This is a genomic window from Janthinobacterium aquaticum (assembly GCF_009208565.1).
Lineage (GTDB): Bacteria > Pseudomonadota > Gammaproteobacteria > Burkholderiales > Burkholderiaceae_D > Janthinobacterium.
In genome coordinates, this window is the sequence record NZ_WFLK01000001.1 from 54685 (window position 1) to 77805 (window position 23121).

Here is a 23121-nt window from a genome sequence, read left to right on the forward strand (position 1 = left end):
CCTAGCCGTTGACGCCGATGGTCAGCGTGACCACATAGCCGTCGACGGCGTTGCCGCTCACGCTGGCCATCTGCAAGCTGGTGCCGTCGCTGAACACATTGTCGGTGGCGTAGCTGATCTGCGCCAGGTTGCGCACGCTGGTGGCATAGCCGCTGGCCGTGTAGACCTCGTTCAGGGTCGCCAGCGGAAAGGTGAACTGCGAGGTCTTGATGCGGCTGCTGGCCGTGGCGGCCCTGGCCAGGCTCGGGTAGACTTCAAAATGCACATGCGGCATGCGGCCCGCATAGCAGCCGGGGAAAATCGTGGTAAACGACAGATTGCCGCTGCTGTCGCTTTCCTGCACCCCGCGCAGATAGTTCTGCGCCGTCACGCCGCTTGAATACAGCGAATACAGGCCGTCGCGGTCGCAATGCCACAGATACACGGCGTAGCCGGCCAGGCTGGCGCAGCTGGTATTGGCGTTAACCAGTTGCAGCTTGATGGTCAGCGGCACGCCGGCAGCCACGCCGGTAGCGCCATTGAAGCTGGCGCGGATATCGCTGCGCACCACGCCGGACTGGTTGAGCACATTGATGATGCTGCCGCCATTGGTATTGCTGCCATCGGCCGGGTACGGGCCAGCCGTTTCCTCGGGGATAACCGCGCAGCTGCCTGCCGTTGGCGTGGCGGTGGCAGTACTGCCGGTGCCGGTCGCGGTGGTGACCGTGCTGGCGACATCGGCATCGGCGCTGCCGCCGCAACTGGCCAGCGGGATGGTGGCGACGCCGGCCAGCAGCCAGCGCAAGACCTGGCGCCGCTCGGCAGCCTGGCGCTGCATTACTTCAAGGTCGGACGCCAGGCCGAACTCAGCTGCGAACTCAGCTTTTTGCTCATGCAAATCCATACATATTCCATCAGGTAAGGCAAGCCGGCCAGCGCCGGGCTGAGGCTGGCGCACAGGTAGCACAGATGCATGGCGCGTTGCCCGATGCTGTGACTGTCCCGCTTGGCTGGCTTGCGGATCATCATAATGACTTAGCGCGACCGCGGACCAGGACGGCCGGCGCCATCGGGGCGGCGCGCTTCGATCTGCTGGCGCTGCTCCGGCGTCAGCACGGCCAGCAACTGCTGTTCCAGGCGTGCGCGTTGCAGGCTGATGGCCGCCATGGCCTCGGCTGCACTGCGTGCCAGTGCCTGCGCCTGTGCGTCGTCATAGGCGTTTGACGCCGCCAGGTCGCGCAATTGCTGGTGCGCCTTGAAGGCGATTTTCTCCTGCTCGCGCAGGAACGGCGCCTGGGCATAGGTGGCAGCAAACACCTTGTCCTGCTGCGCCTCGCTCAGCTCGATGCCATGCATAAAGGGCGGCAGGCCATCGCTGTTACCGTGTCCGCCCATGGCTGACGGCGGGGCTGGCATGGCGTGTGGCGGGCCGGCATCCGGGCCGCGCTGCGGTCCCTGCTGCGCCTGGCTGGCGAGCGGCAGGCACAGTGCTGCGATCATGAGCATGGCAATGGTGGCGCCAACTGGTTTGCTACTGTGTTTCATCATGCTTTCCTCGTGTCTGGACAGGATTCCATTGTCCGGCGCAGGCATGTAAAGCAACGTTAGCGGCAGGTAAAAACATGTAAAACCCCTCCTGGCGGCACACTGTAAAAGCGCGTAAAACAGCGCATTGCCGTCTGTTTTGACTGTTATCATGGGCAGTTACCACCGAAAAAAGCACCAGGCATGAGCAAGGTTTTATTGATAGATGACGATGTCGAACTGGTCGGCATGTTCCAGGAATACCTGACCCAGGAAGGCTTTGAGGCGACTGCCGTGCATGACGGCGAACGCGGCGCGGCCGAAGCGCTGACCGGCCTGTATGCGATCGCCATCCTCGACGTCATGATGCCGCGCATGAACGGCCTGGAAACGCTGCGCCGCATCCGCGCCGGCAGCCGCCTGCCCATTTTGATGCTCACTGCGCGCGGCGACGATACCGACCGCATCGTCGGCCTGGAGCTGGGCGCCGACGATTACGTGACCAAGCCCTGTACGCCGCGCGAGCTGACAGCGCGCATCCGCGCCATTCTGCGCCGTTCGCAGGCGTTGCCGCCCGACAGCTCGGCCACCGCGCCGATGGTGGTGGGCCACCTGACAATGTGGCCCGAGCAGCGGCGCGCCGCCTGGGCCGGGACACACCTGGAACTGACCAGCACCGAATTTAACCTGCTCGAAGTACTGGTGCGCAATGCCGGCAAGCCGGTCAGCAAGAACCAGCTGTCCGAACTGGGGCTGGGGCGCCCGATGGCGCGCTTTGACCGCAATATCGACGTCCACCTGAGCAGCCTGCGACGCAAGCTGGGCAACCTTGACGATGGCCGTTCCTGCCTGCAGACGGTGTACCGGCTCGGCTACCAGCTGATCAAGGAATAAGCGTGGGCCGATTGTTCTGGAAGTTTTTCCTGTGCATACTGCTGGCCCAGATCGCGGCCACCATCGGCATCGGCGGCGCGTTCTGGCTGAAAAACCGCGCCATCCAGCAACAGCGCGCCGAAGAGATCGACACCAGCCCGCCGGCGCAGATGGCCATCGAGGCGGCCACGGCAACGCTGGAAGCCGGCGGCAGCGCAGCGCTCAAGCATTTTATTGGCAAGCTCGACCGGATGCGCGTGGTCGCCATCGACCAGCATGGCAAGGAACTGATGGGCCGCAGCATTCATCCGGCCATGCTCAACAAGGCGCGCGCGCTGCTGGAACAGGAGCAGAGCCGCCCTGTGGTACGCGAAGCCACCGGCAGCGACGGCGTGCGCTACCTGCTGTTCCTGCCTTACTCGGAACGTTTTCGCAACGCACAACTGGGCGCCGCCCGTGAAGCGCTCAATGCGGTCACCATGGCCGGCCCGCGCATGCTGCCGCCGGCGCCGCGCGATCCTGCCCAGAACGGTTCCGGGAGGGAAATCCCTCGCCCGGATGGCGCACCGCCCGGAGCAGCCCCTGGCATGGACAACCTGCGCAACCAACTACCCGGCCCCGGCATGGGCGGACCCGGTCCGCGCATGGACAGCCCGTACCGCAACCTGGTGCCCATTATCGCCGCCACCATCGCCAGCTTGCTGTTTGCCTTTCTGCTGGCCTGGTATTTCTCGCGCCCGATCCGCGCGCTGCGCCTGGCCTTCGAGGCCGCCTCGAACGGCGACCTGGCGCCGCGCTTCCAGGCCAGCGGACGCGGCGACGAGCTGAGCGACCTGGGCCGCGATTTCGACCGCATGACGGGCCGCCTGCGCAGCCTGATGGACAGCCAGACGCGCTTGCTGCATGACGTGTCGCACGAACTGCGCTCGCCGCTGGCACGCCTGCAGGCCGCCATCGGCCTGGCGCACCAGCAACCCGACAAGCTCGACGCTTCGCTGGCGCGCATCGAGCGCGAAGGCGTGCGCATGGACAAGCTGATTGGCGAGTTGCTGACCCTGTCGCGCATGGAAGCAGGCGCCGGCAAAGCTCTCTACAGCGACTTTTGCCTCGCCGACCTGCTGCACGACATCGTGGAAGACGCCTGCTACGAGGCAGAAGCACGCGGCATCACACTCGATGTCGGCGGCGACGCCGGGATGGGCGAAGTAATGGTCAGCGGCCAGCCGGAGCTGCTGGCGCGCGCGGTGGAAAACGTGGTGCGCAACGCCGTCAAGCACAGTCCCGACCACGGCGCGGTGCAGTTGGAACTGGCCTTGCTGCCAGAGGCGAGCCAGGTGCGCATCACCGTACTGGACCGTGGCCCCGGCGTGCCGGCGGCCGACCTGGATCATATCTTCCAGCCCTTTTTCCGCTCCAGCAACACCGAAAACTCGACCGATGGCCACGGCCTGGGCCTGGCCATCGCCCGCCACGTGATCGAAGCACACGGCGGCACCATCAGCGCGCGCAACCGCAGCAGCGGCGGGTTTTGCGTGGAGATGGTGCTAACCGTGAAGTCACGTAGGTCGGATTAGCCGCGCAGCGGCGTAATCCGACAACACCACCGACGCCAACAATGTTGTCGGATTACGCGCTTGCGCGCTAATCCGACCTACGCTCCAATCCGACGATCTTGTTACGCCTGCGTATCGATAATACTCCCCAACAACGACCCTGACGCCCGCGCATTGCTGGTGCTGGCGCTGTTACTGGTATCTGCACTGCTACCGCCCTGCCCGGTCTGCTGCTGTTGCGCCTGCTGTGCTGCAGCCGCCTGCAACTGCGCTATCTGCGCCTGCAGCGCCGCGATCTGCTGTGCCAGCTGCTGCTGCAGTTTCTGCGCGGCTTCGTTCTGCTCGCCTTTTTGCGACTCGGTCAATTCTTTTTGCGCTGCCGTGATCTGCTTTTGCAGAGCGGCGATCTGCGTACTGCTACTGCTGCCGCCACTGCTTGCCACCGTGCTGATTGTGCTGCCCGAGATTGCCGATACCATGATGCCTCCTTGTTCGATACTTTATTATCGGAAAATATTTACAAGGATGAATGGCCTGCCATGTAAAGCCAGGTAAAGCCGTGTAAAGAACGCCGCCAACAACCGGCAAGGTCAAAAAACTGGCACACTGGTGTTTTGCCGCCTTGAACGCCCCGTCATGCCCCTGTTACCTGCCCTGCCCGACCTTGTTCCGCGCGTACGCTTTGGCGTGCCAGAATACCCGCTGCACCACCTGCGTGGCGGCACTTCCACCGGCCTGGTGCTGCATGCCGCCGCCGTGCCGGCAGAACCGCCGCTGCGCGATGAATTGCTGCAGCATCTGCTGGGTGTACCGCTCGACGGCGAAGCGCCGCTGCCCGGCAACCGCCAGGTCACGGGACTGGGGCGCGGCACGCCTACCAGCAACAAAGTGTTCCTGGTCGATGTCGAACAACATCAGGGCCAAGCACGCCTGGTCAGCACGCTGGCGCAGCTGGCCGGCGGGCACGGCCTGATCGACTGGAGCGTCAACTGCGGCAATATGTCGTCGGCACTGCAATTGTGGGGGCTGGACACAGGCGTGATCGAGGCGCCGGCCATCGGCATGCACGAGATCGCGATCCGCAATACCAATACTGGCGTCGTCACCACCTCGCGCATGGAACGCCGGCAGGACGGCAGCTTTGCAGATACGACCATTCCCGGCGTACGCGGCAGCTACCCGCAGGTCGACCTGTTCCTGCAGCAGCCGGTGGGCGCCAAGACCGGCCGGCTGCTGCCAACAGGCGCGACGCGCAACCGGATCGGCCGCTACACGGTGTCGTGCGTGGATGTGGCCGTGCCGATGGTGATTGCGCTGGCCAGCGAACTGGGCAAGACGGCGCACGAGCCGATCGCGGAACTGGAGGCGGACGCCGCCTTCATGCAGGCCATACGCGCATTGTGGAGTGAAGCGGGACTGTTGATGGGATTGCGCCGGCGCGACGGCCAGCCGATGACCCGTGAAGAACTCGAGCGCAGCGAAACGATACCGAAGTTCTGCATCGTCGGCGCAGCAAATGGCGCCGGCAATATTGCGGTGCGCTATTTTACGCCGCAGTCGGCGCATGCCTCGCTGGCCGTCTCGGGCGGCTGCTGCCTGGCGGCCGCCTGCCTGATCCCCGGCACGGTGGCGCATGCGCTGGCGAGCGGCGTGCCGGCCGTTGGAGCGCAGCAAGCCGATATCGCGGTCGGCATAGAAAATCCGGCTGGCGTGCTTGACACGACCATCGTGGCGCGGCAGAGCGACGCCGGCATCGAGATCAGCAGCGCGGCCTACCGGCGCAGCGCGCAAATCCTGCTGCGCGGCCATATGCCGCTGTACCGGGCATCGGCCGAGCTGAAAGCCTGGCTGCTGCGCCAGGCCTGGTAAAGCCGATCAGGTCTTGGGGAGCGTGACGCCAACCTGGCCCTGGTATTTGCCGCCACGGTCCTTGTAGGACGTTTCGCAGACTTCGTCGGACTCGAAGAACAGCACCTGCGCCACGCCTTCGTTGGCGTAGATTTTGGCCGGCAGCGGCGTGGTGTTGGAGAATTCGAGCGTCACATAGCCTTCCCATTCCGGCTCGAACGGCGTGACATTGACGATAATGCCGCAGCGCGCATAGGTACTCTTGCCGAGGCAGATGGTCAGCACATTGCGTGGAATGCGGAAGTACTCGACCGTGCGCGCCAGTGCAAACGAGTTCGGCGGGATAATGCAATAGCCCTTGCCCGAAACATCGACAAAGTTGTTGGCGTCAAAGTCTTTTGGATCGACGATGGTGGTGTTGATATTGGTAAACAGCTTGAATTCGTCGGCGCAGCGGATATCGTAGCCGTAGCTCGATGTGCCATAAGAAACGATACGGTTGCCGTCGCGCTCCTTGACCTGGCCCGGTTCGAACGGCTCGATCATGCCCGTCGTTTCCGCCATGCGGCGTATCCATTTATCGCTTTTAATCGTCATCGCAAGGGGTCTTTCTAGAATATCGGAATGGCAGGATTTTACGCGAAAATCGGCTACCGTTGGCCGCCGCGATGGCCGAGCAGGTCGGAAATCATCTCATGCACCACCTGCGCCGTCAGTTCCGGCGCTTCCATCGGGAACAGGTGGCCGCCCGGCACCTGGCGGAAGAACCTGCCGACCAGCTTGCGCGTGGCCGCCAGCCCAGCCTGGCGCGACTCGACCGAGTCCAGCCCGCCGATAAAGCCGATCGGTACCGGAAAGCCCTTGCGCACCAGGCTGCCGATATGATGCGGCAAGCTGCGGTAGACCTGGCTTTCGATCTCGCGCGTAAAGCGCAGCTGCACGCCATCCGGATGCGGCGCGAGACCGCTGGCGATATAGTCGCGCAGCACCTGCGGCGCCCAGATGGCAAACAGGTCCTTGGCGGCAAAATGCTCGTAGGCAGCCTGGGCATCGGGCCAGACCTTGCGCCGGCGCGCTGAAAAACGGGCCGGCGAATAGCGCTCACCAATACGTGTGTTCCTGGCCAGGCGCACGAACCAGGCGCGCCATCCAGCCACCACCGGCGAATCGAGCAGGACCACGCAGCGCACCAGGTCCGGCCGCTGGTGCGCCGCAAGCAGGCTCAACATGCCGCCCAGAGAATGGCCGACCAGGATCACCGGCGCCGTGTAACGGCGCTCCAGGTCGGCGATCAGTTCCTGCGCCAGTGCCGGCCAGCCGGTGCTGACCGGGTAGCGCGGATCGTGGCCATGCATGTCGAGCGCCTGCACCTGGTAATGCTCGCCCAGCAGTCCGAACAGCTTGCGATAAGTACCTGCCGGATAGCTGTTGGCGTGGGAGAAATGCAGTTGCGGTAGCGTCATGGTGGTGCCTGGACTGAGGTGCGATGAATCATTGTAAAGGCGCAACTGCCGGACCGGTCAGAGCGTGCACTCTAATCGGCGCCCTGCTACTTTCTTGTCCGACACAAAGGAAGCGAGCACCTGGCCCAGCTCGGCGACCGATTCGACCACGCAGAACGCCTCGTCAAACGCATGGTGGCGGTTCATGGCATTGCGCAACACGATGCATTCCAGCCCGGCCGCATTGGCCGCGCGCAGGCCGCGCGGTGAGTCTTCGACGGCCACGCAGTCGGCTGCAGGCAGCCCCAGCCGCGCCAGCCCTGCCAGGTAGCCGTCGGGCGCCGGCTTGCTTTGCGCATAATGTTCGCGCGTCAGTACAAAGTCGAAATGACCGGCCAGGCCGGTATGGGCATGGCTGAGCTGGAAATGCTCGGCGTAGGCGCTGGTCACTACCCCCATTGCCACCTGCGTGCGCAGTTGCGCCAGCAGCTGCGCCATGCCCGGCATGGCCAGCGCGCCGGCCTGGCGCAAACGCCGGCCAAACAGCGCGCTGCGCTCGGTGCGCAGCCGGTCGACCAGGGCCGGCGGATACCCCTGGGCCAGCAGCAGATGCCAGGCGCCATAATTGTTATCGAGAAACCAGTCGAAGAACTGCTTGGGCGACAGGTCGATACCGTACGGCAGCAGCAGCTCGCGGTTGCTTTCGTAGAACATCTGCTCCGTATTGACCAGCACGCCATCGTTGTCCCACAGCACGCCACGCAGGGTCTTCATGGCTTACTTGAAGAAAATATCGTAGGAGAGTTTCAGTATCAGCATCACCAGCAGCACCAGGAACAGCACCCGCACAAAGGCGGCGCCACGGCGCACGGCGATCCAGGTGCCAGTCAGCGCACCGAGGATATTGCATACTGCCATCGGTGCGGCAATCGCGTAGACCACATGACCCGCCGGCACAAAGAAGGCCAGCGCCGCCACGTTGGTGGCGATATTGACCAGCTTGGAGCAGGCCGACGCCAGGATAAAGTCAAAGCCGAACACGCGGATAAACAAAAAGATCAGAAAACTGCCCGTGCCCGGCCCGAACAGCCCGTCGTAAAAGCCGATGGCGCCGCCGATCACCACGGCCAGGATACGCTCACGTGTGCCGATGCTGCGCGACTCGCGCATCGAGCCGAAGTCTTTCTTGATAAAGGTGTAGATGGCCATGATGATAATCAGTACCAGCACCATCGGGCGCACCACCTGCTGCGGCACATAGGACACGGCGGCAGCGCCGATAAACGACATCACAAAGGCGGCAGCGACAGCCGGCAGCACCAGCATCCAGGGTACCCGCACCTTGCCGATAAACGAGCGCGCGGCAAACGTGGTACCGCAGGCCGAGGCAAACTTGTTGGTGCCCAGCAGTGAGGTGGATGCCATATTGGGCATCAGGTTGAACAGCGCCGGCAACTGGATCAGGCCGCCGCCACCGACCGCCGCATCGATCAGGCCAGCAAAGAAAGCAAACAGACAGAGAAGCGAAATGGTCAGCATGGCAGCACACTAAAAGAAGGAAGGTGGCCAGTATAGAGCGCCAACATTTTTATGGATGCAACGCCATCTTGCGCAAAACGCAATCATTCGTAACGCTTGACGAAATGCCGCGCCATGCGCTTTACTGGTGCTTTAGCCGGGAGAGGTGCATGTCCTTGAAACTGATGTGGGAAATCCGCGCTTTTTGCACGGTGGTGGAAAAGCGCAGTTTCGTGCATGCGGCGCGCATGCTGGGCAGATCGCCCTCGGCCGTCACGCGTGCCATCCAGTTCCTGGAAGAAGCGATCGGCGCCGAGCTGATTCTGCGCACGCAAAAGCAGTTCACATTGACGACTGCCGGCGAAACCTACTACGCCTCGGCCAAGCATCTGCTGGAAACCCAGGCCGAAGCGGAAGATCAGTTGGCGCAACTGAGCAACTCGCCGCAGGGCTGGGTGCGCATCTCGGCACCGGAAATCCTGTCGCTGGGCTTTTTGCCCCGTGTGGTGGCGCAGTTCTCGCGCGATTACCCCAAGGTGTCGGTCGACATCCACTTTTCGGACAAGTCGATCGATCCGATCCAGGAAAAGCTCGACTTCGCCATCCGCGGCGCTTTCCCCCAGTCGAGTGAGCTGATCGGCTATCCGCTATGGAACTACCGCCGCTATATGTACGCCTCGCCCGACTATATCGCGCGCATGGGCGCACCCGACGAACCGGAGGAGCTGGCCGGCCACGACGTGATCATCCACTCGGCCCCGCGCATCCTGCGCGACTGGCATTTTGTTTCGGCCACGCGCAACGTGCGCTACCAGGCCGAGCCGCGCTTTCGCTTCACCTCCGGCATCGCCACCTTCCAGGCCGCACTGGAAGGCGCCGGCATCGTGCGCCTGGCCAGCTGGCTGGCCGAACCGGCGGTGGCTACCGGCGCCTTGCAACGCGTCTGCCCCGCCTACCGGCTTACTTCGTCAAAGGAGCAAGACCCCAGCATGCACGCCGTATACGGCACCTCGCGCATGGCCAAGGGGGCCAGGCTGTTTCTTGAGTATGTGAGGAATAAAGGCCTGGAGATACCGGATGAGCGGGAGCCGGCAATCTGACGTTTCGATGGTCAGCGCTCGTGCCAGTAACGCGGCCGGCTTTGGCGATATGCCTGAATCTGGACTGTTTCCCCGAAGGCCAGCGTCACGGCACCTTCGGTATCGGTTCGCATGCGCTGTATGCCCATCTGCCCATAACGCTCAAACACCTCGGCCTTCGGATGCCGATAACGGTTGCGGTGCCCGACCTGAAAGATCGCCACAGATGGTTCGACCGCCTTGAGGAAACCTTGCGTCGACGAAGTGCCGCTGCCATGGTGCGGGGCCAGCAGCACATCGGCCTTGAGGTTGGCGCCATGCTGCACCACCAGTTGCGCCTCCTGCTGCGCTTCGATATCGCCGGCCAGCAAAATGGCATGCCGGCCGCTGGTAATTTTGACCGTGCAGCTGCGGGCGTTTGGTTTGACATGGAGATTGTCGTAACTGTCGGCCTGCGGATGCAGCATCTCGAACTGTACACCGTCCCAGTTCCAGCGCTGGCCGGCGCTGCAGCGCCAGTGCACCCTGCCCTGGCTGCGGCGCAGGGCTAGCACGGGATGGCCCGATGGCAGCGACGAGGCCAGCCACCCCACCTCGACCTGCTCCAGCAGCGACAGCGCGCCGCCCACATGGTCGGTATCGCTGTGCGAGATGATCACGCCGTCGAGCCGGTCGATACCGCGCGCACGCAGGTACGGCACGATCACGCGGCTGGCGCCGTCCGAGTCGGGACTGTAGGCAGGCCCTGTGTCGTACAGCAGCCGGTGGCGATGGGTTTCAACCAGCAACGCCATGCCCTGGCCCACATCAAAGGCGGTCACCCACAAACGCCCCGGCGCAGGACTGGCCGGCAAGGCAGCCAGCAAGGGCAGCCAGCCCAGCATGCCGGCCCAGCGCTGTGGCCAGCCGCGCGGCGCCAGCAGCCATAGCGTGCCGAAAGCCGCCCAGCAAAAGCTCCACCACGGCGGCGCCGGTGCGCTCCAGACGGCAAAGCGGCGCGCGCCAAACCACTCGAGCACCTGCGCCAGCATGGCTACCAGCGCATGGGCAGCCCATAACAGCCCATCCGACAAGGGCGCCGGCAGCAGGCTGCCCACCAGCGCCATTGGCGTTACCAGCAGGCTGATAAGGGGAATAGCCAGCGCATTGGCCACCGGACTGACCAGCGACACCTGCGAAAACAGCAGGACCGTCAGCGGCACCAGCCCCACCGTCACCACATATTGCGTATGCGCGCCCAGCGCCAGTTGGTGCATCAGACTGGCGCGGGCGCCGCCGGCCTGCAGCATGGCAGACACGCGCCCCACCGTTGCATACAGTATGGTCGCCACCGCGCCAAACGACAGCCAGAAGCCGGGCCACAGCACGGCCCACGGGTCAAACAGCAGCACCGTCAATAGCGCCAGACACAGCACATGCGTGACGCTGGCCAGGCGCCCCAGCCACAAGGCCAGCGCCACCACGCACAGCATATACAGCGTGCGCTGGGCCGGCACGCCAAAGCCGGCCAGCAGCACATACAGCAATGCCGCCGCCACGCCCGCCAGCGCCGCCACTTTCTGCGCCGGCAGCAGCAAAGGCAATTGCCACTGCGTGAAAAACGAACGCCGCCACAGCGCGCCCGCGGCCAGCGCAAACAGGCCGGCAATCATGGTGATATGCAAACCCGAGATCGAAATCAGGTGGCTGACGCCTGTGCGGTTGAACACCTGCCAGTCCGACTGGTCGATCGCGCGCTGGTCACCGACCACCAGCGCCACGATCACGCCCGCATACTCGCGCCCGGCCAGACTGCGCAATATGCGCGCGCGCAGCCATGCCCGCGCCGCCTCCACCGTATTGGAAAAACCGGGTACGAACGCATCGAGCCGCCGGTTCGGCGTGTCGGCACGCGGCTCGGGACGCACATAGCCGGTAGCGCGCACGCCCTGTTCGAGCAGCCAGACTTCATAGTCAAAGCCCATCGGATTGGCATTGCCGTGCGGGCGCTGCAGGCGCACCGTCAGCCGCCAGCGCTCGCCCGGCTGCACGTCGCCGACCACCGCGCTGGCCTCGCCACGAAAGCCGCTATACCAGGACAGTGCCACCAGCGGCGGCACGCTGGCACTTGAGGAATGCTCCACCGCAAAATTGAAACGCACGCCCTGCTCGAAGCGGTACGGCAGGCTGGCAATCGTGCCGGTGACCACAATATCGCGCCCCTCGTCTGCCAGCGCCAGTTGCGGCGCCATGGCTGCCTGTGCTAGGCAGGCGGCCCAGCAAAAACCCAGTCCTGCCCCTAACATGGCGGCGATTGCGCCCTGCAGCACCGGATGATAGCGGCGCAGCAGTCCTGCTGCGGCCAGCGCCAGCACCAGTACCAGCAAAACCAGCCATGTGCCTGGCATCTCAGGCAACTGCGCCTGCGTCTGCAGCAGACAGGTGCCGGCAACAAAACCAAGGATGCACAGGCGCATGGCGGTAGCTGACAGGTGTGGGAGCCAGTCAATATAGCTGGCGATAGTGCGGCCTGCGCGTCGAAGCGACGGAACATTGACGCAACACACAAGCCACGCGCGCGATACAAAAGCAATTGTGAAATCGTAAAAAGTAAAATACAATTAACGGCTCAACCGTATCAACCCTCTTTCCTGAATCGAGAACGACGTGCCTGTTTCTTTCTACTAATTCGCCAACGAACTTCGCTCGAGCGCGATTTCGCCTTGCCGCAGCCATGCCTGCGTGGTGGTGAAATCACTAGTGGAAAGCAGACGCCGTGCAGCATCGCGAGTCACTCTTGCGACGCTGCCCTTCTCTGTCCCTGCCGTTAACGGCACCTGCATGACCCTTTTCGATGCTGTCGTTGGCAATCCCTGATTTTGTTTTTGGAGATTGCAATGAATACCCTTATACACGGCCAGGATATTCCTGCGCTGTTGAAATACCCACGCACGCCGCACCTGGAAGGCTCGCGCCTGCAGGATGGCGACGAAGGCCACGAGCATGTGCCGTATGCGCGCCTGGCCGGCCGCCATATCGTGATCGAGGAAAAGCTCGATGGTGGCAATAGCGGCGTGTCCTTCAACCATGGCGGCGAGCAGCTGCTGCAGTCGCGTGGCCACTATCTGGCCGGCGGCGGGCGCGAGCGCCAGTTCAATCTGTTCAAACGCTGGGCCAGCGCCCACGAAGGCGCACTGCTGGAAAAACTCGAGGACCGCTACGTCATGTACGGCGAATGGCTGCACAAGAAGCACTCGGTGTTTTACGACGCGCTACCGCACTATTTTGCCGAGTTCGACATCTGGGATCGCTCGAAAGAAGCGTTTCTGTCGACGCCAGCCAGAAGCGCACTGCTGGCCGGTGCGCCGGTACTGGCCGTGCCGGTGCTGTACCAGGGCATCGCACCGCGCACGCTGCGCGAGTTCAGGGAGCTGGTCAGTTGCGCAGCGCGTGGCAAGGCCGGCAGGCAGGACTGGCTGCCGCCATCGCTGGCCAAGTCTCGCGCCTGGCGCACGCGCTTCGAGCAGGTGATCGCCGCAGAAGGTCTCGATCTGGATAGAGCCTGGCAGCAGTGCGACAAGAGCGACCTCACCGAAGGCTTGTATATCAAGGTCGAAGAAAACGGCCGCACCATCGAGCGCTACAAATGGGTGCGCGCCGATTTCGTGCAGGCCATCCTGGAGTCGGCCCGCCATCACGCCGACCAGCCCTTCGTTCCGAATCAACTGCGTCCAGGCGTCGATATCTATGCGCCGGTGCTGACGCACACCTGGCAGGAAAGTACAGCATGAACATGAAAACCCTGGCCGCCCTGGTGCCATTACCAGGGGCGCAAGCCGATTATCAGGCATGCCTGCTGGCATTCCCGGTGCTCGAACGGGCAAAAACCACGCCTCAGGAGCCGCGCTACCATGGCGAGGGCGATGTCTGGACGCATACCATGATGGTCTGCGATGAAATGGTCAAGCTGGCCGATTACGCCAGCGCCAGCGAGGAGCAGCGCTTTATCCTGTTTTTCGCGGCGCTGCTGCATGACGTCTCCAAGGCCGACACCACCGTGATCGATCCTTATACCGGCCATATCGGCCAGCCCGGGCACTCCAAGCGCGGCGCAGTCGATGCGCGCGTGCTGCTGTGGCGCGCCGGCGTGCCGTTCGCGCTGCGCGAGGCGATCTGCCGGCTGATCAAGGTACACCAGGTGCCGTTTTTTGCTGTGTCGTCGGCCACGCTGGACGCCACACGCCTGGTGCACAAGCTGAGTTGGGAGCTCGATATCCGCCTGCTTGCCGCGCTGGCCGAAGCCGATATGCGCGGCAGGATCTGCGCCGACCAGGCTTCCGTGCTCGATAACGTGGAGCTGTTTCGCGAGCTGGCGCGCGAAGAACAGTGCTACGGCCAGCCACGCGCCTATGTCGATGCGCATACCCGCCTGGAATACGCGCGCCATGCCAAAGGCCACCCCGACTATCCGCTGTATGCGCCGCAAGGCTCAAAAGTGGTGCTGATGAGCGGCCTGCCGGCATCGGGCAAGAACACCTGGGTCGCGCGCGAATACCCGACGCTGCCGGTGGTGTCCTTCGACGATGCGAAAGCCACGCTAAAGCTCAGGCACGGGGAAAACGACGGCGCCGCTGCCCACTACACGGTGGAGCGCGCAAAGGAACTGCTGCGCGCAAAAGCGCCGTTTGTGTGGAACGCCACCAATATCAACCCGGAACTGCGCGACAAGGCGCTCGACCTGCTGTACCGCTACGATGCCGAAGTCAACATCATCTATCTCGAAGCGTCGTTCAAGGAGCTGCGCCGGCGCAATGGCGCACGCGATACAACCCTGAACCAGGCGTCGCTAGAACGCATGCTGCACCGCTGGGACGTGCCGGTGCCAGCCGAGGCGCATGAGGTGCAGTACAACGTCGATTAGTCACGCTGGCGCCGTCAGCGGTGCCCGACCATGCGGCACTCGGCTGCCAGCGCCAGCAAATTGGGATCGCGCTCGCGGCTGTCAAGCATCAGTAGCGTAATCAACTGCTGCGCGCGATAGCGGCTGGCCAGCGGTATCAGTTCGATGCGGCTGCTGAAGGCGCGCACGCGTCCCGGCAGCAGGCTGTAGCCGATGCCGCCGCTGACCAGGTTAATCAGCGAGAAAATATCGCCGACCTGCATCGCGGTGGCGGGCGCAAACCCGGCCAGGGCAAATGCATGGTTGAAGCTCTCGGAGGTCACAAAACCGTCGCCCAACGTGACAAAGCGTTCGTCGCGCAGGCGCTGCAGGTCGAGCGCCGTTTCGCCGCTGTACGGCGAGCCGGTGGGTGCAGCCAGGAATACCTCGTCGTGAAACAGCGGCACCGACACCAGCGGTCCGCCCGGAAGTGCATCCTGCACGCCGATCACGATGGCGTCGAGACGGCCGTCGTTCAACAGCTGCAGCAGCTCGCGGTTCGAGCCCAGTGTCAGGTCGATATCGAGGCCGGGCTTTCTCAGCTTCAGGCCGATTACCAGTTGCGGGATGCAGTCGAGCGTCAGCGAATAGAGCGAGCCGATTTTCAGGCGCACCGGATTGATGCCCGACATTTCACGCACCTTGCGCACGCCCTCCTCGCATTCGGCCAGCGCGCGGCGCGCCGATTCGGCAAACGTGTAGGCCGCATGCAGCGGGATCAGATTGCGCCCGTCGCGCTTGAACAGCGGACAGCGCAGGCCCTGCTCCAGCGAGTGCAGCGCGCGGTGCACGCTGACGGTGCTCTGGCCCAGCGCTTCGGCCACGCGCGCCATGTTGTTGAGTTCCATAAAGCTCAGGAACACGGTCAGTTTTTTCAGCGTGATGTCTTCATCAATGGCCATTGTGGCGTCCGGTTAAAGCTGGTTCATTAACTTCACAGTAATGAATATACCATCAGCTTGATTGTACGGCGCACTAAAGCGGCCTATCGTGAGCTTACGACGAATTTTCCGGGAGTTCCGATGACCAGCCCTATAACCAGGCCGCCAACGCCGACGGCAACCCCCGTCTGGGATAAGCGGCGCACTGAAAAAAAGCGCCGCATCGCCGCCGTGCAGCGCTACGCCAACGGACCGGTGCTCAACGCGGCCGATATGCCGGCAGCACTCGAAGCGCTGCTGCAACCGGGCGACCGCGTGGTTTTGGAAGGCAATAACCAGAAGCAGGCCGACTTTTTGGCGCGCATGCTCAACCAGGTCGATCCGGCCATCGTGCATCACCTGCACATGATCATGCCCAGCGTGAGCCTGCCCGAGCACCTGGACCTGTTCGAGCGCGGCATCGCCCGCAAGCTCGATTTCTCTTTTGCCGGCACGCAAAGCCTGCGCATTGCACAATTCCTGCAGGACGGCCAGCTTGAAGTGGGCGCCATCCACACTTATATCGAACTGTATGCGCGCCTGTTCGTCGATCTGTCACCGAACGTGGTGATGGTGGCCGGTTACCTGGCCGACCGCCAGGGCAATCTGTATACCGGGCCCAGTACCGAAGACACGCCCACGCTGGTGGAAGCGGCAGCATTTCGCGATGGCATCGTGATCGCGCAGGTCAACCGCATCGTCGATGACCCGGCTGAACTGCCGCGCGTCGATATTCCCGGCTCCTGGGTCGACTTCGTGGTCGAAGCCGACCGCCCCTTCTTTATCGAGCCGTTGTTTACCCGCGACCCGCGCGTGATCAAGCCGGTGCACGTACTGATGGCGATGATGGCGATTCGCGGCGTCTATGAGCGCCATCAGGTGCAGTCGCTCAATCACGGCATCGGCTTCAACACGGCTGCCATCGAACTGATCCTGCCGACCTATGGCGAGCAGCTGGGCCTGAAAGGCAAGATCTGCCGCAACTGGGCACTCAATCCGCATCCGACGCTGATTCCGGCCATCGAGTCGGGCTGGGTCGAGAGCGTGCACTGCTTCGGCGCCGAACTGGGCATGGAGCGCTATACGGCGGCGCGCCCCGACGTGTTTTTCACGGGCCGCGATGGCTCCATGCGCTCGAACCGCGCGCTGTGCCAGCTGGCCGGCCAGTATGCGGTCGACCTGTTTATCGGCGCGACCTTGCAGATGGACGGCGTGGGCAATTCATCGACCGTCACCAATGGCCGGTTGGCCGGCTTTGGCGGTGCGCCCAATATGGGCCACGATCCGCACGGCCGGCGCCACCCGACGCCCGCCTGGCTCGACCTGATCGAGACCGACGATCCGCTGGCGCGCGGCAAGAAGCTGGTGGTGCAGATGGTCGAAACATTCCAGGACGGCGGCCAGCCGACCATCGTCGAGTCGCTGGACGCCGTCAAGGTCGGCCAGGACAGTGGCATGCCGCTCGCGCCCGTGATGATTTATGGCGACGATGTCAGCCATGTGCTGACCGAAGAAGGCATCGCCTACCTGTACAAGGCGCGTTCGCTCGACGAGCGCAAGGCCATGCTGGCGGCCGTGGCAGGCGTCACCCCCGTGGGCCTGCGCCACGACCCGAAAACCACGCAGTCGCTGCGCCAAGCCGGCCTGATCGCGCTGCCAGAAGATATCGGCGTGCAGCGCGGCGACGCCAGCCGCAGCCTGCTGGCCGCCAAGAGCATCGCCGACCTGGTCGAATGGTCCGATGGCCTGTATGACCCACCCGCCAAATTCAGGAGCTGGTAATGACTATGACCATGACCACTATCACTCACCTTCAACCTCACCTGCAGCAGGCGCGCGCGCTGGCCAGCCTGGTACAGCAGGCGCTGCTCGATGAAGTCACGCTGACGCCCAAACCCGGCCTGGTCGACCTGCGCAGCCGTGGCGCGCACCGGGACCTGAACTGGGCCCTGATGTGCCACTCGGCCGTCGCACTGCGCCCCACCTTTGAAGCGATGGCCGAAGCAGGCCTGGCTGGCTTGCCGCAAGACCTGCTGCGCCAGCGCATCGGCCGGCTCGGCCGGGTCGGTGAGGCGGTGATGCTGACGGTGACCGGCGGCGTCAACACCCACCGCGGCGCGATCTGGGCACTGGGCTTGCTGATTACCGCTGCTGGCCAGCAGCTGGCAGCCGGCCAGCCCTTGACACCGGCAGCACTGGCGGCGCGCGCCGGCGCGTTGGCGCGCATCAAGGATGCGGGTGCCCCGGCACGCACCGGCAACAAGGGCGAAGCGGCGCGGCTGCGCTACCACGTGGGCGGCGCCAGCGGCCAGGCGCAGGCCGATTTTCCGCATGTAACGCAAGTGAGCCTGCCGGCCCTGCAAGAGGCGCGCAGGCAGGGCGCTACCGAAACGGCCGCACGCCTGCAATCGCTGCTGGCCATCGTGGCTGAACTTGACGACACCTGCGTGCTGGCGCGCGGCGGCCCCGGCGCACTGGCGCAGGTACAGGCTGGCGCCAGCGCCGTGCTGGCGGCCGGCGGCCTAACGACCCGCGCAGGCAGCGCCGCCCTCGTGCAGCTGGAACACACCATGCTGGCGCTGAACGTCTCGCCCGGTGGCGCGGCCGATCTGCTGGCCGCCACCCTGCTGCTGGATCGTCTGCAGCGCCTGCAGCACCTGCAGCACCATCAACCTGACACTGACACCGAGGACAGCCATGGAACAACGTGAATACAACTTCCCCGCCAGTGCGCCGGCGTCAGGACGCGCACTGGCCGGCGTGGTCGGTTCGGGCGACCTGGAAGTGCTGCTGGCGCCCAATGCGACGGGCAGCACGCATATCGTGGTCAACACCTCGGTCAACGGCAAAGGCGCGCTGTGGGACGCCGTGCTGGCACGCATATTCGGTGGCGAGCCGCTACCGGCCGCGCAGATCATTATCAACGACAGCGGCGCCACGCCCGGCGTGGTACGCATGCGCATCGAACAAGCCTACGAGGAGCTGACATGAACCTGCAGCATTTACTGGAGCGCGACAGCTTTATCGAGCGCAGCGCCCGCAGTCGTGCGCGCGCCCTGCTCGACGCCGGCAGCATGCGCGAACTGCTCGATCCATTTTGTGGCGTGGCGTCGCCCTGGCTGCCCAAACAGGGCGTTACTGCCCAGGCCGACGACGGCGTGATCGTGGCCAAGGGCCTGCTGGACGGCCAGAGCACGCTGGTGCTGGCCATCGAAGGCGCCTACCAGGGCGGCAGCATGGGTGAAGTGGGCGGTGCAAAAATCGCCGGTGCACTGGAACTGGCGGCCGTGGACAACCGCGCAGGCATCCCGACCCGCGCCGTGATCCTGTTTGAAACGGGCGGCGTACGGCTGCAGGAAGCGAACCTGGGCCTGGCCGCGATTGCCGATATCCAGGCTGCGATTGTCGACCTGCGCCGCTATCAGCCGGTAATCGGCATCTCGGCCGGCACCGTGGGCTGCTATGGCGGCATGTCGATCGCCGCCGGCCTGTGCAGCTATCTGATGGTGACCCGCGAGGCGAGGCTGGGTCTCAATGGTCCGGCCGTGATCGAACAGGAAGCGGGCATCGAAGAATTCGACTCGCGCAACAAGCCGTTTATCTGGAGCTTGAGCGGCGGCGAACAGCGCCATGCCAGCGGCCTGGCCGACGCCTTTGTCGAGGACGACACAGCGCTGATCCGCGCCACCACCGTGCAGCTGTTTGCACGCGGCGTGCCGGCGCAGCACCGCAGCGAGCAGGCTGATTTTTACCTCGCGCGGCTGGCCAGCGTGGATACCGCCGGCCAGGCCACGCCAGCAGCGGTTCGCCACCAATACGCACAAGGAGAGACACCATGACAGCAGATCAAAGCAGCCGCGGCGCCATCTGGCTGGCCGCGCTGACTGACGGCGCCGCCTCGCTGGACGGTTATGCACCATCGGTACGCGTGGTCGACGCGCTGCTCGACGAACAGCCGGCGCGCTACCTGGCCGTGGTGCCGGACAGCGCCAACCGTTTTCCACGCGCCCGCAACGGCGAAATCGGCCTGGTCGAAGGCTGGCAGCTGGCGCGCGCGGTGCAGCAAGTCGTCGCGCTCGATCGTGAACAGGCAATCAAGCGCCCGATCGTGGCCGTGATCGACGTGACCAGCCAGGCCTATGGCCGGCGCGAAGAAGCTTATGGCATCCATCAGGCGCTGGCTGGCGCTGCGGGTGCTTATGCCCAGGCGCGCCTGGCTGGCCATCCGGTGATCGGCCTGATCGTCGGCAAGGCCATGTCGGGCGCCTTTCTCGCTCATGGCTACCAGGCCAACCGCCTGATCGCCTTTGACGATCCGCAGGTGATGGTGCATGCGATGGGCAAGGCCTCGGCGGCGCGCATTACGCTGCGCTCGGTCGAGGCGCTGGAAAAGCTGTCGGCCACGGTGCCGCCTATGGCTTACGACATCGCCAACTACGCCTCGCTGGGCCTGTTGTGGCAATTGCTGGCCGTGCGCCAGCCGGATCAGCCGCTGCCAGAGGATCTCGCCACTGTGCGCGCCAGCCTGGTGGCGGCGCTGGCCGATATTACGCTGTCGGACGATACCGGCCTGGCCAGCCGCCAGGGTGCACCGAACCGGCAGGCATCGAGCCAGGTGCGCGCCCTGTTGCGCCAGCAATGGCACGAGGAGGCGCCACCACCCTGAGCATTTACCGGTCAAGAGAAGACGCACACAAGTCCTTCCAACCATATTCAAGGAGACAAACATGATTATTTACGGAACCGCCCTGCTGGCCATCTGCCATTTGCTGGGCATTATCCTGGGCGACCTGCTGGGCAGGGCCATGGGCGTGCACGCCAACGTCGGCGGGGTCGGCATCGCCATGCTGCTGCTCATTGCCGCGCGCATCTATATGCACCGCCTGAACTGGTTGCCGGCCATGAGCGAGCGCGGCGTCGAGTACTGGGGCGCGATGTATATTCCGGTCGTCGTTGCCATGGCCGCGCAGCAAGATGTGGTGGCGGCATTGCGCGGCGGCCCGGTAGCGCTGCTGGCGGCGCTGGGCGCAGTCGTTGCCTGCGCGCTGGTGATTGCCCTGATCAACCGCATGGAAACGCCGCAGCAGGTGGCCGAAGCCTGCGCCGAACTGAACCTGTGCCGGGAGTAAGCCATGATGGACACGACACATATGGACGTCATACATAAAGCCGTGCTGGAAAACGGCCTGGTCACCGCCTTTGCCGTGGTGGGCCTGGTGATGCTGGTATCGATGCAGATTTCGCGCTGGCTGACCTTTGGCCGGGTGCATGGCTCGGCGATTGCCATCGTGATAGGGCTGGGCCTGGCCTGGTGGGGCGGCATGCAAAGCGGTGGCCACAAGGGGCTGGCCGACCTGTCGCTGTTTGGCGGCATCGGGCTGATGGGCGGCAGCATGCTGCGCGACTTTGCCATCGTTGCCACCGCGTTTGAAGTGAAAGCATCCGAGGCGCGCAAGGCCGGCATGATCGGCGTGGTGGCGCTGCTGCTGGGCGTGCTGATTCCGTTTATCGTCGGCGCGGCGCTGGCCTGGTCGTTCGGCTACTCGGACGCCGTCAGCATGACCACCATCGGCGCCGGCGCCGTTACCTACATCGTCGGCCCGGTCACCGGTGCTGCCATCGGCGCCACCTCGGACGTGATGGCGCTCAGCATCGCCGCTGGCCTGATCAAGGCCATTATCGTGATGGTCGGCACGCCGATGGCTGCGAACTTCCTGCGCCTGAAAACCCCGCGCTCGGCGATGGTTTTCGGCGGCCTGGCCGGCACCGTCAGCGGGGTGTCGGCCGGCCTGGCCGCCACCGACCGCAAACTGGTGCCATATGGCGCGCTGGTGCAACCTTCCACACGGGGCTGGGCTGCCTGCTGGGGCCATCACTGCTGTTTTTCAGCGTCAAGGCCATGGTGGGGGCGTAATGAGCGATTTGCGCGCCCACGACCTGCTATGGCTGTCAGCACTGCCCGCGCCGGCGCCGGCCTGGGCGCGGCCGCACTGGCCGGTGGTGGTACGGCGCGCACAAGCGCCGGCTGGCCAGGTGCCGGTTGGCCTGCGCGGCAGCGTGCGTAGCGAGCGCCAGTCCGGCGTGACTGCCAGCACCAGCGTGCTGCGCGTGTGCACGCCGGAGCAACTATCAAGCATCGTCGTACCGGCCAGCCTGGCGCCCTGCGCCGCGCTCGACGCCCTGCGCGTAGCCAGCGGCCCCTTGAACGCGCTGGGCCTGGCGTGGGGCCCGAGCGGCAGCACCGGCTTTGCACTGGCTACCGGCGAACCGCTGCTGCGCGCCGACAGCGACCTCGATCTGGTGCTGCGCAGCGCCCGGCCGTTCACGACGCAGCAGCGCGATGCCCTGCTGGCAATGCTGGCTGAGGCAAGCCAGCTATGCCGCATCGATCTGCAGATCGATACCGGTCACGGCGGCTTTGCCTTTGCCGAATGGGCCGCCGGACGCACGCGCGTGCTGCTCAAGACCGCTCAAGGACCGGTCCTGACCGCCAACCCATGGGAGATGCCATGACGGTGCTATTTACCTTTCCCGGCCAGGGCGCGCAGCGCAGCGGCATGCTCCATGGCCTGCCCGACAGCGCCGCGCTGCTGGCCGAAAGCGCGGCCGTGCTGGGGCAGGACCCGCTGCAACTCGACACTGAAGCGGCGCTGCAGTCCACGCGCGCCGTGCAGCTATGCCTGCTCATTAGCGGCGTAGCCTATGCACGCCAGCTGATGCAGCATGGCGCGCGGCCGTCGATGGTGGCAGGTTTCTCCATCGGCGAATATGCAGCTGCCGTCATCGCCGGCGTGATCGACTTTGCCGACGCAGTCAGACTGGTGGCGCGGCGCGGCGAGCTGATGGAAAAGGCCTACCCCAGCGGCTATGGCATGGCGGTGGTGCTGGGGCTCGATGCGCAGCAACTGGCGCCGCTGGTGGCGCAGGTGCACAGCGCTGCAGAACCGGTCTATATCGCCAACATCAATGCGGCGCGTGAAATCGTGGTGTCGGGCAGCGATGCTGGCCTGGCCGCCGTGATGACGCTGGCGCGCACACACGGCGCCAGCTGCGCCAAACGGCTGGCGGTGGCCGTGCCGTCGCACTGCCCGCTGTTTGGCGACGCTGCACTGCAGATGCAGCAGGCGTTCGACACCGTGCCGCTGCACCGCCCGCGCTGCACTTACCTCAGCAGCAGCGCCGCGCGCGCGCTGTTCGACCCGCTGCGCATAGCCGCCAGCCTGGCTGCCAATATGGCCAACCAGGTGCAATGGGCGGTGACCATGCGCCTGGCCTGGGAACGCGGCGCACGCCTGGCGCTGGAAATGCCGCCCGGCGCGGTGCTGACCAAGCTGACAGCGCCACTGCTGGAAGACGGCCTTGCCGTCAGCTGCGACAGCACCCGGCTCGATACCGTGCTGGCGCTGGCGTCGCGCTGACCGCGCGCCTGAGCATGCCGCCAGCGCGGTATAATCGTGGCTGAATTTT

The 23121-nt window shown here is 64.6% G+C and carries 23 protein-coding genes and 1 pseudogene; 15 read left to right on the forward strand and 9 right to left on the reverse strand.

All coding sequences use genetic code 11. From position 1 onward, the window contains the following. Position 1: 1 nt before the first annotated feature. Together GCM43_RS00225 and GCM43_RS00230 are read right to left on the reverse strand one after the other, a co-directional pair. Entirely contained in the window at positions 2-883 is an 882-nt protein-coding gene (locus GCM43_RS00225) for a dioxygenase family protein (RefSeq protein WP_152241514.1), read from the reverse strand. A gap of 131 nt (positions 884-1014) precedes the next feature. Then, positions 1015-1527, reverse strand: coding sequence for a Spy/CpxP family protein refolding chaperone (locus GCM43_RS00230; protein WP_152241515.1), 513 nt, complete (start codon positions 1525-1527; stop codon positions 1015-1017). 180 nt (positions 1528-1707) lie between these two features. Here GCM43_RS00230 and GCM43_RS00235 point away from each other — a divergent pair, with 180 nt between their 5' ends. Together GCM43_RS00235 and GCM43_RS00240 are read left to right on the forward strand one after the other, a co-directional pair. Next, positions 1708-2397 (forward strand): response regulator transcription factor, encoded by a 690-nt coding sequence (locus tag GCM43_RS00235; RefSeq protein ID WP_152241516.1) that lies wholly within the window; start codon positions 1708-1710, stop codon positions 2395-2397. 2 nt (positions 2398-2399) lie between these two features. Next, entirely contained in the window at positions 2400-3950 is a 1551-nt protein-coding gene (locus tag GCM43_RS00240; RefSeq protein WP_152241517.1) for an ATP-binding protein, read from the forward strand. Between the two features lie 101 nt (positions 3951-4051). Here GCM43_RS00240 and GCM43_RS00245 read toward each other — a convergent pair whose 3' ends face one another. Next, positions 4052-4408, reverse strand: a complete 357-nt coding sequence (locus GCM43_RS00245; protein WP_152241518.1) for a FlxA-like family protein — start codon at positions 4406-4408, stop codon at positions 4052-4054. Positions 4409-4565: 157 nt separating this feature from the next. On the opposite strand from GCM43_RS00245, the gene GCM43_RS00250 reads away from it, so the two are divergent. Next, entirely contained in the window at positions 4566-5798 is a 1233-nt protein-coding gene (locus GCM43_RS00250) for a PrpF domain-containing protein (RefSeq protein ID WP_152241519.1), read from the forward strand. A gap of 6 nt (positions 5799-5804) precedes the next feature. Here the strand turns inward: GCM43_RS00250 and dcd are convergent, their stop codons facing one another. The 4 genes from dcd to GCM43_RS00270 are packed head-to-tail and all read right to left on the reverse strand — an operon-like array spanning position 5805 to position 8758. Further along, complete coding sequence (gene dcd, locus GCM43_RS00255) at positions 5805-6374, reverse strand: dCTP deaminase (protein WP_034755486.1); 570 nt, start codon at positions 6372-6374, stop codon at positions 5805-5807. A 53-nt stretch (positions 6375-6427) separates the two neighbouring features. After that, entirely contained in the window at positions 6428-7240 is an 813-nt protein-coding gene (locus GCM43_RS00260) for an alpha/beta hydrolase (RefSeq protein WP_152241520.1), read from the reverse strand. Between the two features lie 57 nt (positions 7241-7297). Continuing rightward, positions 7298-7993 carry an HAD family hydrolase gene (locus GCM43_RS00265; protein ID WP_152241521.1) on the reverse strand — a complete coding sequence of 232 codons (696 nt, stop codon included), beginning with the start codon at positions 7991-7993 and terminating at the stop codon, positions 7298-7300. Positions 7994-7996: 3 nt separating this feature from the next. After that, positions 7997-8758, reverse strand: a complete 762-nt coding sequence (locus GCM43_RS00270) for a sulfite exporter TauE/SafE family protein (RefSeq protein WP_152241522.1) — start codon at positions 8756-8758, stop codon at positions 7997-7999. A 149-nt stretch (positions 8759-8907) separates the two neighbouring features. Between GCM43_RS00270 and GCM43_RS00275 the strand changes: the two genes are divergently transcribed. Next, on the forward strand, positions 8908-9837 hold the full coding sequence (locus GCM43_RS00275; RefSeq protein WP_152241523.1) for a LysR family transcriptional regulator: 930 nt from the start codon (positions 8908-8910) through the stop codon (positions 9835-9837). Between the two features lie 11 nt (positions 9838-9848). Here the strand turns inward: GCM43_RS00275 and GCM43_RS00280 are convergent, their stop codons facing one another. Continuing rightward, the gene (locus GCM43_RS00280) at positions 9849-12272 is read right to left on the reverse strand and encodes a DNA internalization-related competence protein ComEC/Rec2 (RefSeq protein ID WP_152241524.1); all 2424 of its coding nucleotides are present in this window, start codon (positions 12270-12272) and stop codon (positions 9849-9851) included. 420 nt (positions 12273-12692) lie between these two features. Here GCM43_RS00280 and GCM43_RS00285 point away from each other — a divergent pair, with 420 nt between their 5' ends. Continuing rightward, positions 12693-13586: an RNA ligase family protein gene (locus GCM43_RS00285; RefSeq protein ID WP_152241525.1), complete on the forward strand. Its 894-nt coding sequence runs from the start codon at positions 12693-12695 to the stop codon at positions 13584-13586. Beyond that, positions 13583-14716: an AAA family ATPase gene (locus GCM43_RS00290; protein ID WP_152241526.1), complete on the forward strand. Its 1134-nt coding sequence runs from the start codon at positions 13583-13585 to the stop codon at positions 14714-14716. Before GCM43_RS00285 ends, GCM43_RS00290 begins: the two co-directional genes overlap by 4 nt. A 14-nt stretch (positions 14717-14730) precedes the next feature. On the opposite strand, the gene GCM43_RS00295 is transcribed toward GCM43_RS00290, so the two are convergent. Then, positions 14731-15636 (reverse strand): LysR family transcriptional regulator, encoded by a 906-nt coding sequence (locus tag GCM43_RS00295; RefSeq protein WP_152241527.1) that lies wholly within the window; start codon positions 15634-15636, stop codon positions 14731-14733. A gap of 120 nt (positions 15637-15756) precedes the next feature. On the opposite strand from GCM43_RS00295, the gene mdcA reads away from it, so the two are divergent. The 9 genes and pseudogenes from mdcA to mdcH all read left to right on the forward strand — a co-directional run bounded on the left by mdcA (position 15757) and on the right by mdcH (position 23072). After that, positions 15757-17436: a malonate decarboxylase subunit alpha gene (mdcA, locus tag GCM43_RS00300; RefSeq protein WP_152241528.1), complete on the forward strand. Its 1680-nt coding sequence runs from the start codon at positions 15757-15759 to the stop codon at positions 17434-17436. Between the two features lie 11 nt (positions 17437-17447). After that, positions 17448-18365 carry a triphosphoribosyl-dephospho-CoA synthase gene (locus GCM43_RS00305; RefSeq protein ID WP_226929249.1) on the forward strand — a complete coding sequence of 306 codons (918 nt, stop codon included), beginning with the start codon at positions 17448-17450 and terminating at the stop codon, positions 18363-18365. Further along, a complete protein-coding gene (locus tag GCM43_RS00310; protein ID WP_152241530.1) occupies positions 18352-18645 on the forward strand; it encodes a malonate decarboxylase subunit delta in 294 nt (97 codons plus the stop codon). Before GCM43_RS00305 ends, GCM43_RS00310 begins: the two co-directional genes overlap by 14 nt. Next, the gene (locus GCM43_RS00315; protein ID WP_152241531.1) at positions 18642-19493 is read left to right on the forward strand and encodes a biotin-independent malonate decarboxylase subunit beta; all 852 of its coding nucleotides are present in this window, start codon (positions 18642-18644) and stop codon (positions 19491-19493) included. The genes GCM43_RS00310 and GCM43_RS00315 overlap by 4 nt, the downstream gene beginning before the upstream one ends. Next, complete coding sequence (mdcE, locus tag GCM43_RS00320; RefSeq protein ID WP_152241532.1) at positions 19490-20320, forward strand: biotin-independent malonate decarboxylase subunit gamma; 831 nt, start codon at positions 19490-19492, stop codon at positions 20318-20320. The genes GCM43_RS00315 and mdcE overlap by 4 nt, the downstream gene beginning before the upstream one ends. Positions 20321-20381: 61 nt before the next feature. Next, positions 20382-20783 carry a malonate transporter subunit MadL gene (gene madL, locus GCM43_RS00325; protein ID WP_152241533.1) on the forward strand — a complete coding sequence of 134 codons (402 nt, stop codon included), beginning with the start codon at positions 20382-20384 and terminating at the stop codon, positions 20781-20783. Between the two features lie 21 nt (positions 20784-20804). Continuing rightward, positions 20805-21568 (forward strand): annotated as a pseudogene (madM, locus tag GCM43_RS00330) (malonate transporter subunit MadM). Then, positions 21568-22167, forward strand: a complete 600-nt coding sequence (locus GCM43_RS00335; RefSeq protein WP_152241534.1) for a malonate decarboxylase holo-ACP synthase — start codon at positions 21568-21570, stop codon at positions 22165-22167. The pseudogene madM and the gene GCM43_RS00335 overlap by 1 nt, the downstream one beginning before the upstream one ends. Next, a complete protein-coding gene (mdcH, locus tag GCM43_RS00340) occupies positions 22164-23072 on the forward strand; it encodes a malonate decarboxylase subunit epsilon (protein ID WP_152241535.1) in 909 nt (302 codons plus the stop codon). The genes GCM43_RS00335 and mdcH overlap by 4 nt, the downstream gene beginning before the upstream one ends. Positions 23073-23121: the final 49 nt, after the last annotated feature.

Excerpts from the sequence above, each read along its gene's own strand:
- mdcA (WP_152241528.1), top strand. The coding sequence starts at position 15,757 with ATGACCAGCCCTATAACCAGGCCGCCAACGCCGACGGCAACCCCCGTC.
- GCM43_RS00245 (WP_152241518.1), bottom strand. The coding sequence starts at position 4,408 with ATGGTATCGGCAATCTCGGGCAGCACAATCAGCACGGTGGCAAGCAGT.
- GCM43_RS00290 (WP_152241526.1), top strand. The coding sequence starts at position 13,583 with ATGAACATGAAAACCCTGGCCGCCCTGGTGCCATTACCAGGGGCGCAA.
- GCM43_RS00275 (WP_152241523.1), top strand. The coding sequence starts at position 8,908 with ATGTCCTTGAAACTGATGTGGGAAATCCGCGCTTTTTGCACGGTGGTG.
- mdcH (WP_152241535.1), top strand. The coding sequence starts at position 22,164 with ATGACGGTGCTATTTACCTTTCCCGGCCAGGGCGCGCAGCGCAGCGGC.
- GCM43_RS00285 (WP_152241525.1), top strand. The coding sequence starts at position 12,693 with ATGAATACCCTTATACACGGCCAGGATATTCCTGCGCTGTTGAAATAC.
- mdcE (WP_152241532.1), top strand. The coding sequence starts at position 19,490 with ATGACAGCAGATCAAAGCAGCCGCGGCGCCATCTGGCTGGCCGCGCTG.
- GCM43_RS00270 (WP_152241522.1), bottom strand. The coding sequence starts at position 8,758 with ATGCTGACCATTTCGCTTCTCTGTCTGTTTGCTTTCTTTGCTGGCCTG.
- GCM43_RS00235 (WP_152241516.1), top strand. The coding sequence starts at position 1,708 with ATGAGCAAGGTTTTATTGATAGATGACGATGTCGAACTGGTCGGCATG.
- GCM43_RS00305 (WP_226929249.1), top strand. The coding sequence starts at position 17,448 with ATGACCACTATCACTCACCTTCAACCTCACCTGCAGCAGGCGCGCGCG.
- GCM43_RS00295 (WP_152241527.1), bottom strand. The coding sequence starts at position 15,636 with ATGGCCATTGATGAAGACATCACGCTGAAAAAACTGACCGTGTTCCTG.
- dcd (WP_034755486.1), bottom strand. The coding sequence starts at position 6,374 with ATGACGATTAAAAGCGATAAATGGATACGCCGCATGGCGGAAACGACG.
- GCM43_RS00265 (WP_152241521.1), bottom strand. The coding sequence starts at position 7,993 with ATGAAGACCCTGCGTGGCGTGCTGTGGGACAACGATGGCGTGCTGGTC.
- madL (WP_152241533.1), top strand. The coding sequence starts at position 20,382 with ATGATTATTTACGGAACCGCCCTGCTGGCCATCTGCCATTTGCTGGGC.
- GCM43_RS00250 (WP_152241519.1), top strand. The coding sequence starts at position 4,566 with ATGCCCCTGTTACCTGCCCTGCCCGACCTTGTTCCGCGCGTACGCTTT.
- GCM43_RS00315 (WP_152241531.1), top strand. The coding sequence starts at position 18,642 with ATGAACCTGCAGCATTTACTGGAGCGCGACAGCTTTATCGAGCGCAGC.
- GCM43_RS00260 (WP_152241520.1), bottom strand. The coding sequence starts at position 7,240 with ATGACGCTACCGCAACTGCATTTCTCCCACGCCAACAGCTATCCGGCA.
- GCM43_RS00335 (WP_152241534.1), top strand. The coding sequence starts at position 21,568 with ATGAGCGATTTGCGCGCCCACGACCTGCTATGGCTGTCAGCACTGCCC.
- GCM43_RS00310 (WP_152241530.1), top strand. The coding sequence starts at position 18,352 with ATGGAACAACGTGAATACAACTTCCCCGCCAGTGCGCCGGCGTCAGGA.
- GCM43_RS00230 (WP_152241515.1), bottom strand. The coding sequence starts at position 1,527 with ATGATGAAACACAGTAGCAAACCAGTTGGCGCCACCATTGCCATGCTC.
- GCM43_RS00280 (WP_152241524.1), bottom strand. The coding sequence starts at position 12,272 with ATGCGCCTGTGCATCCTTGGTTTTGTTGCCGGCACCTGTCTGCTGCAG.
- GCM43_RS00225 (WP_152241514.1), bottom strand. The coding sequence starts at position 883 with ATGGATTTGCATGAGCAAAAAGCTGAGTTCGCAGCTGAGTTCGGCCTG.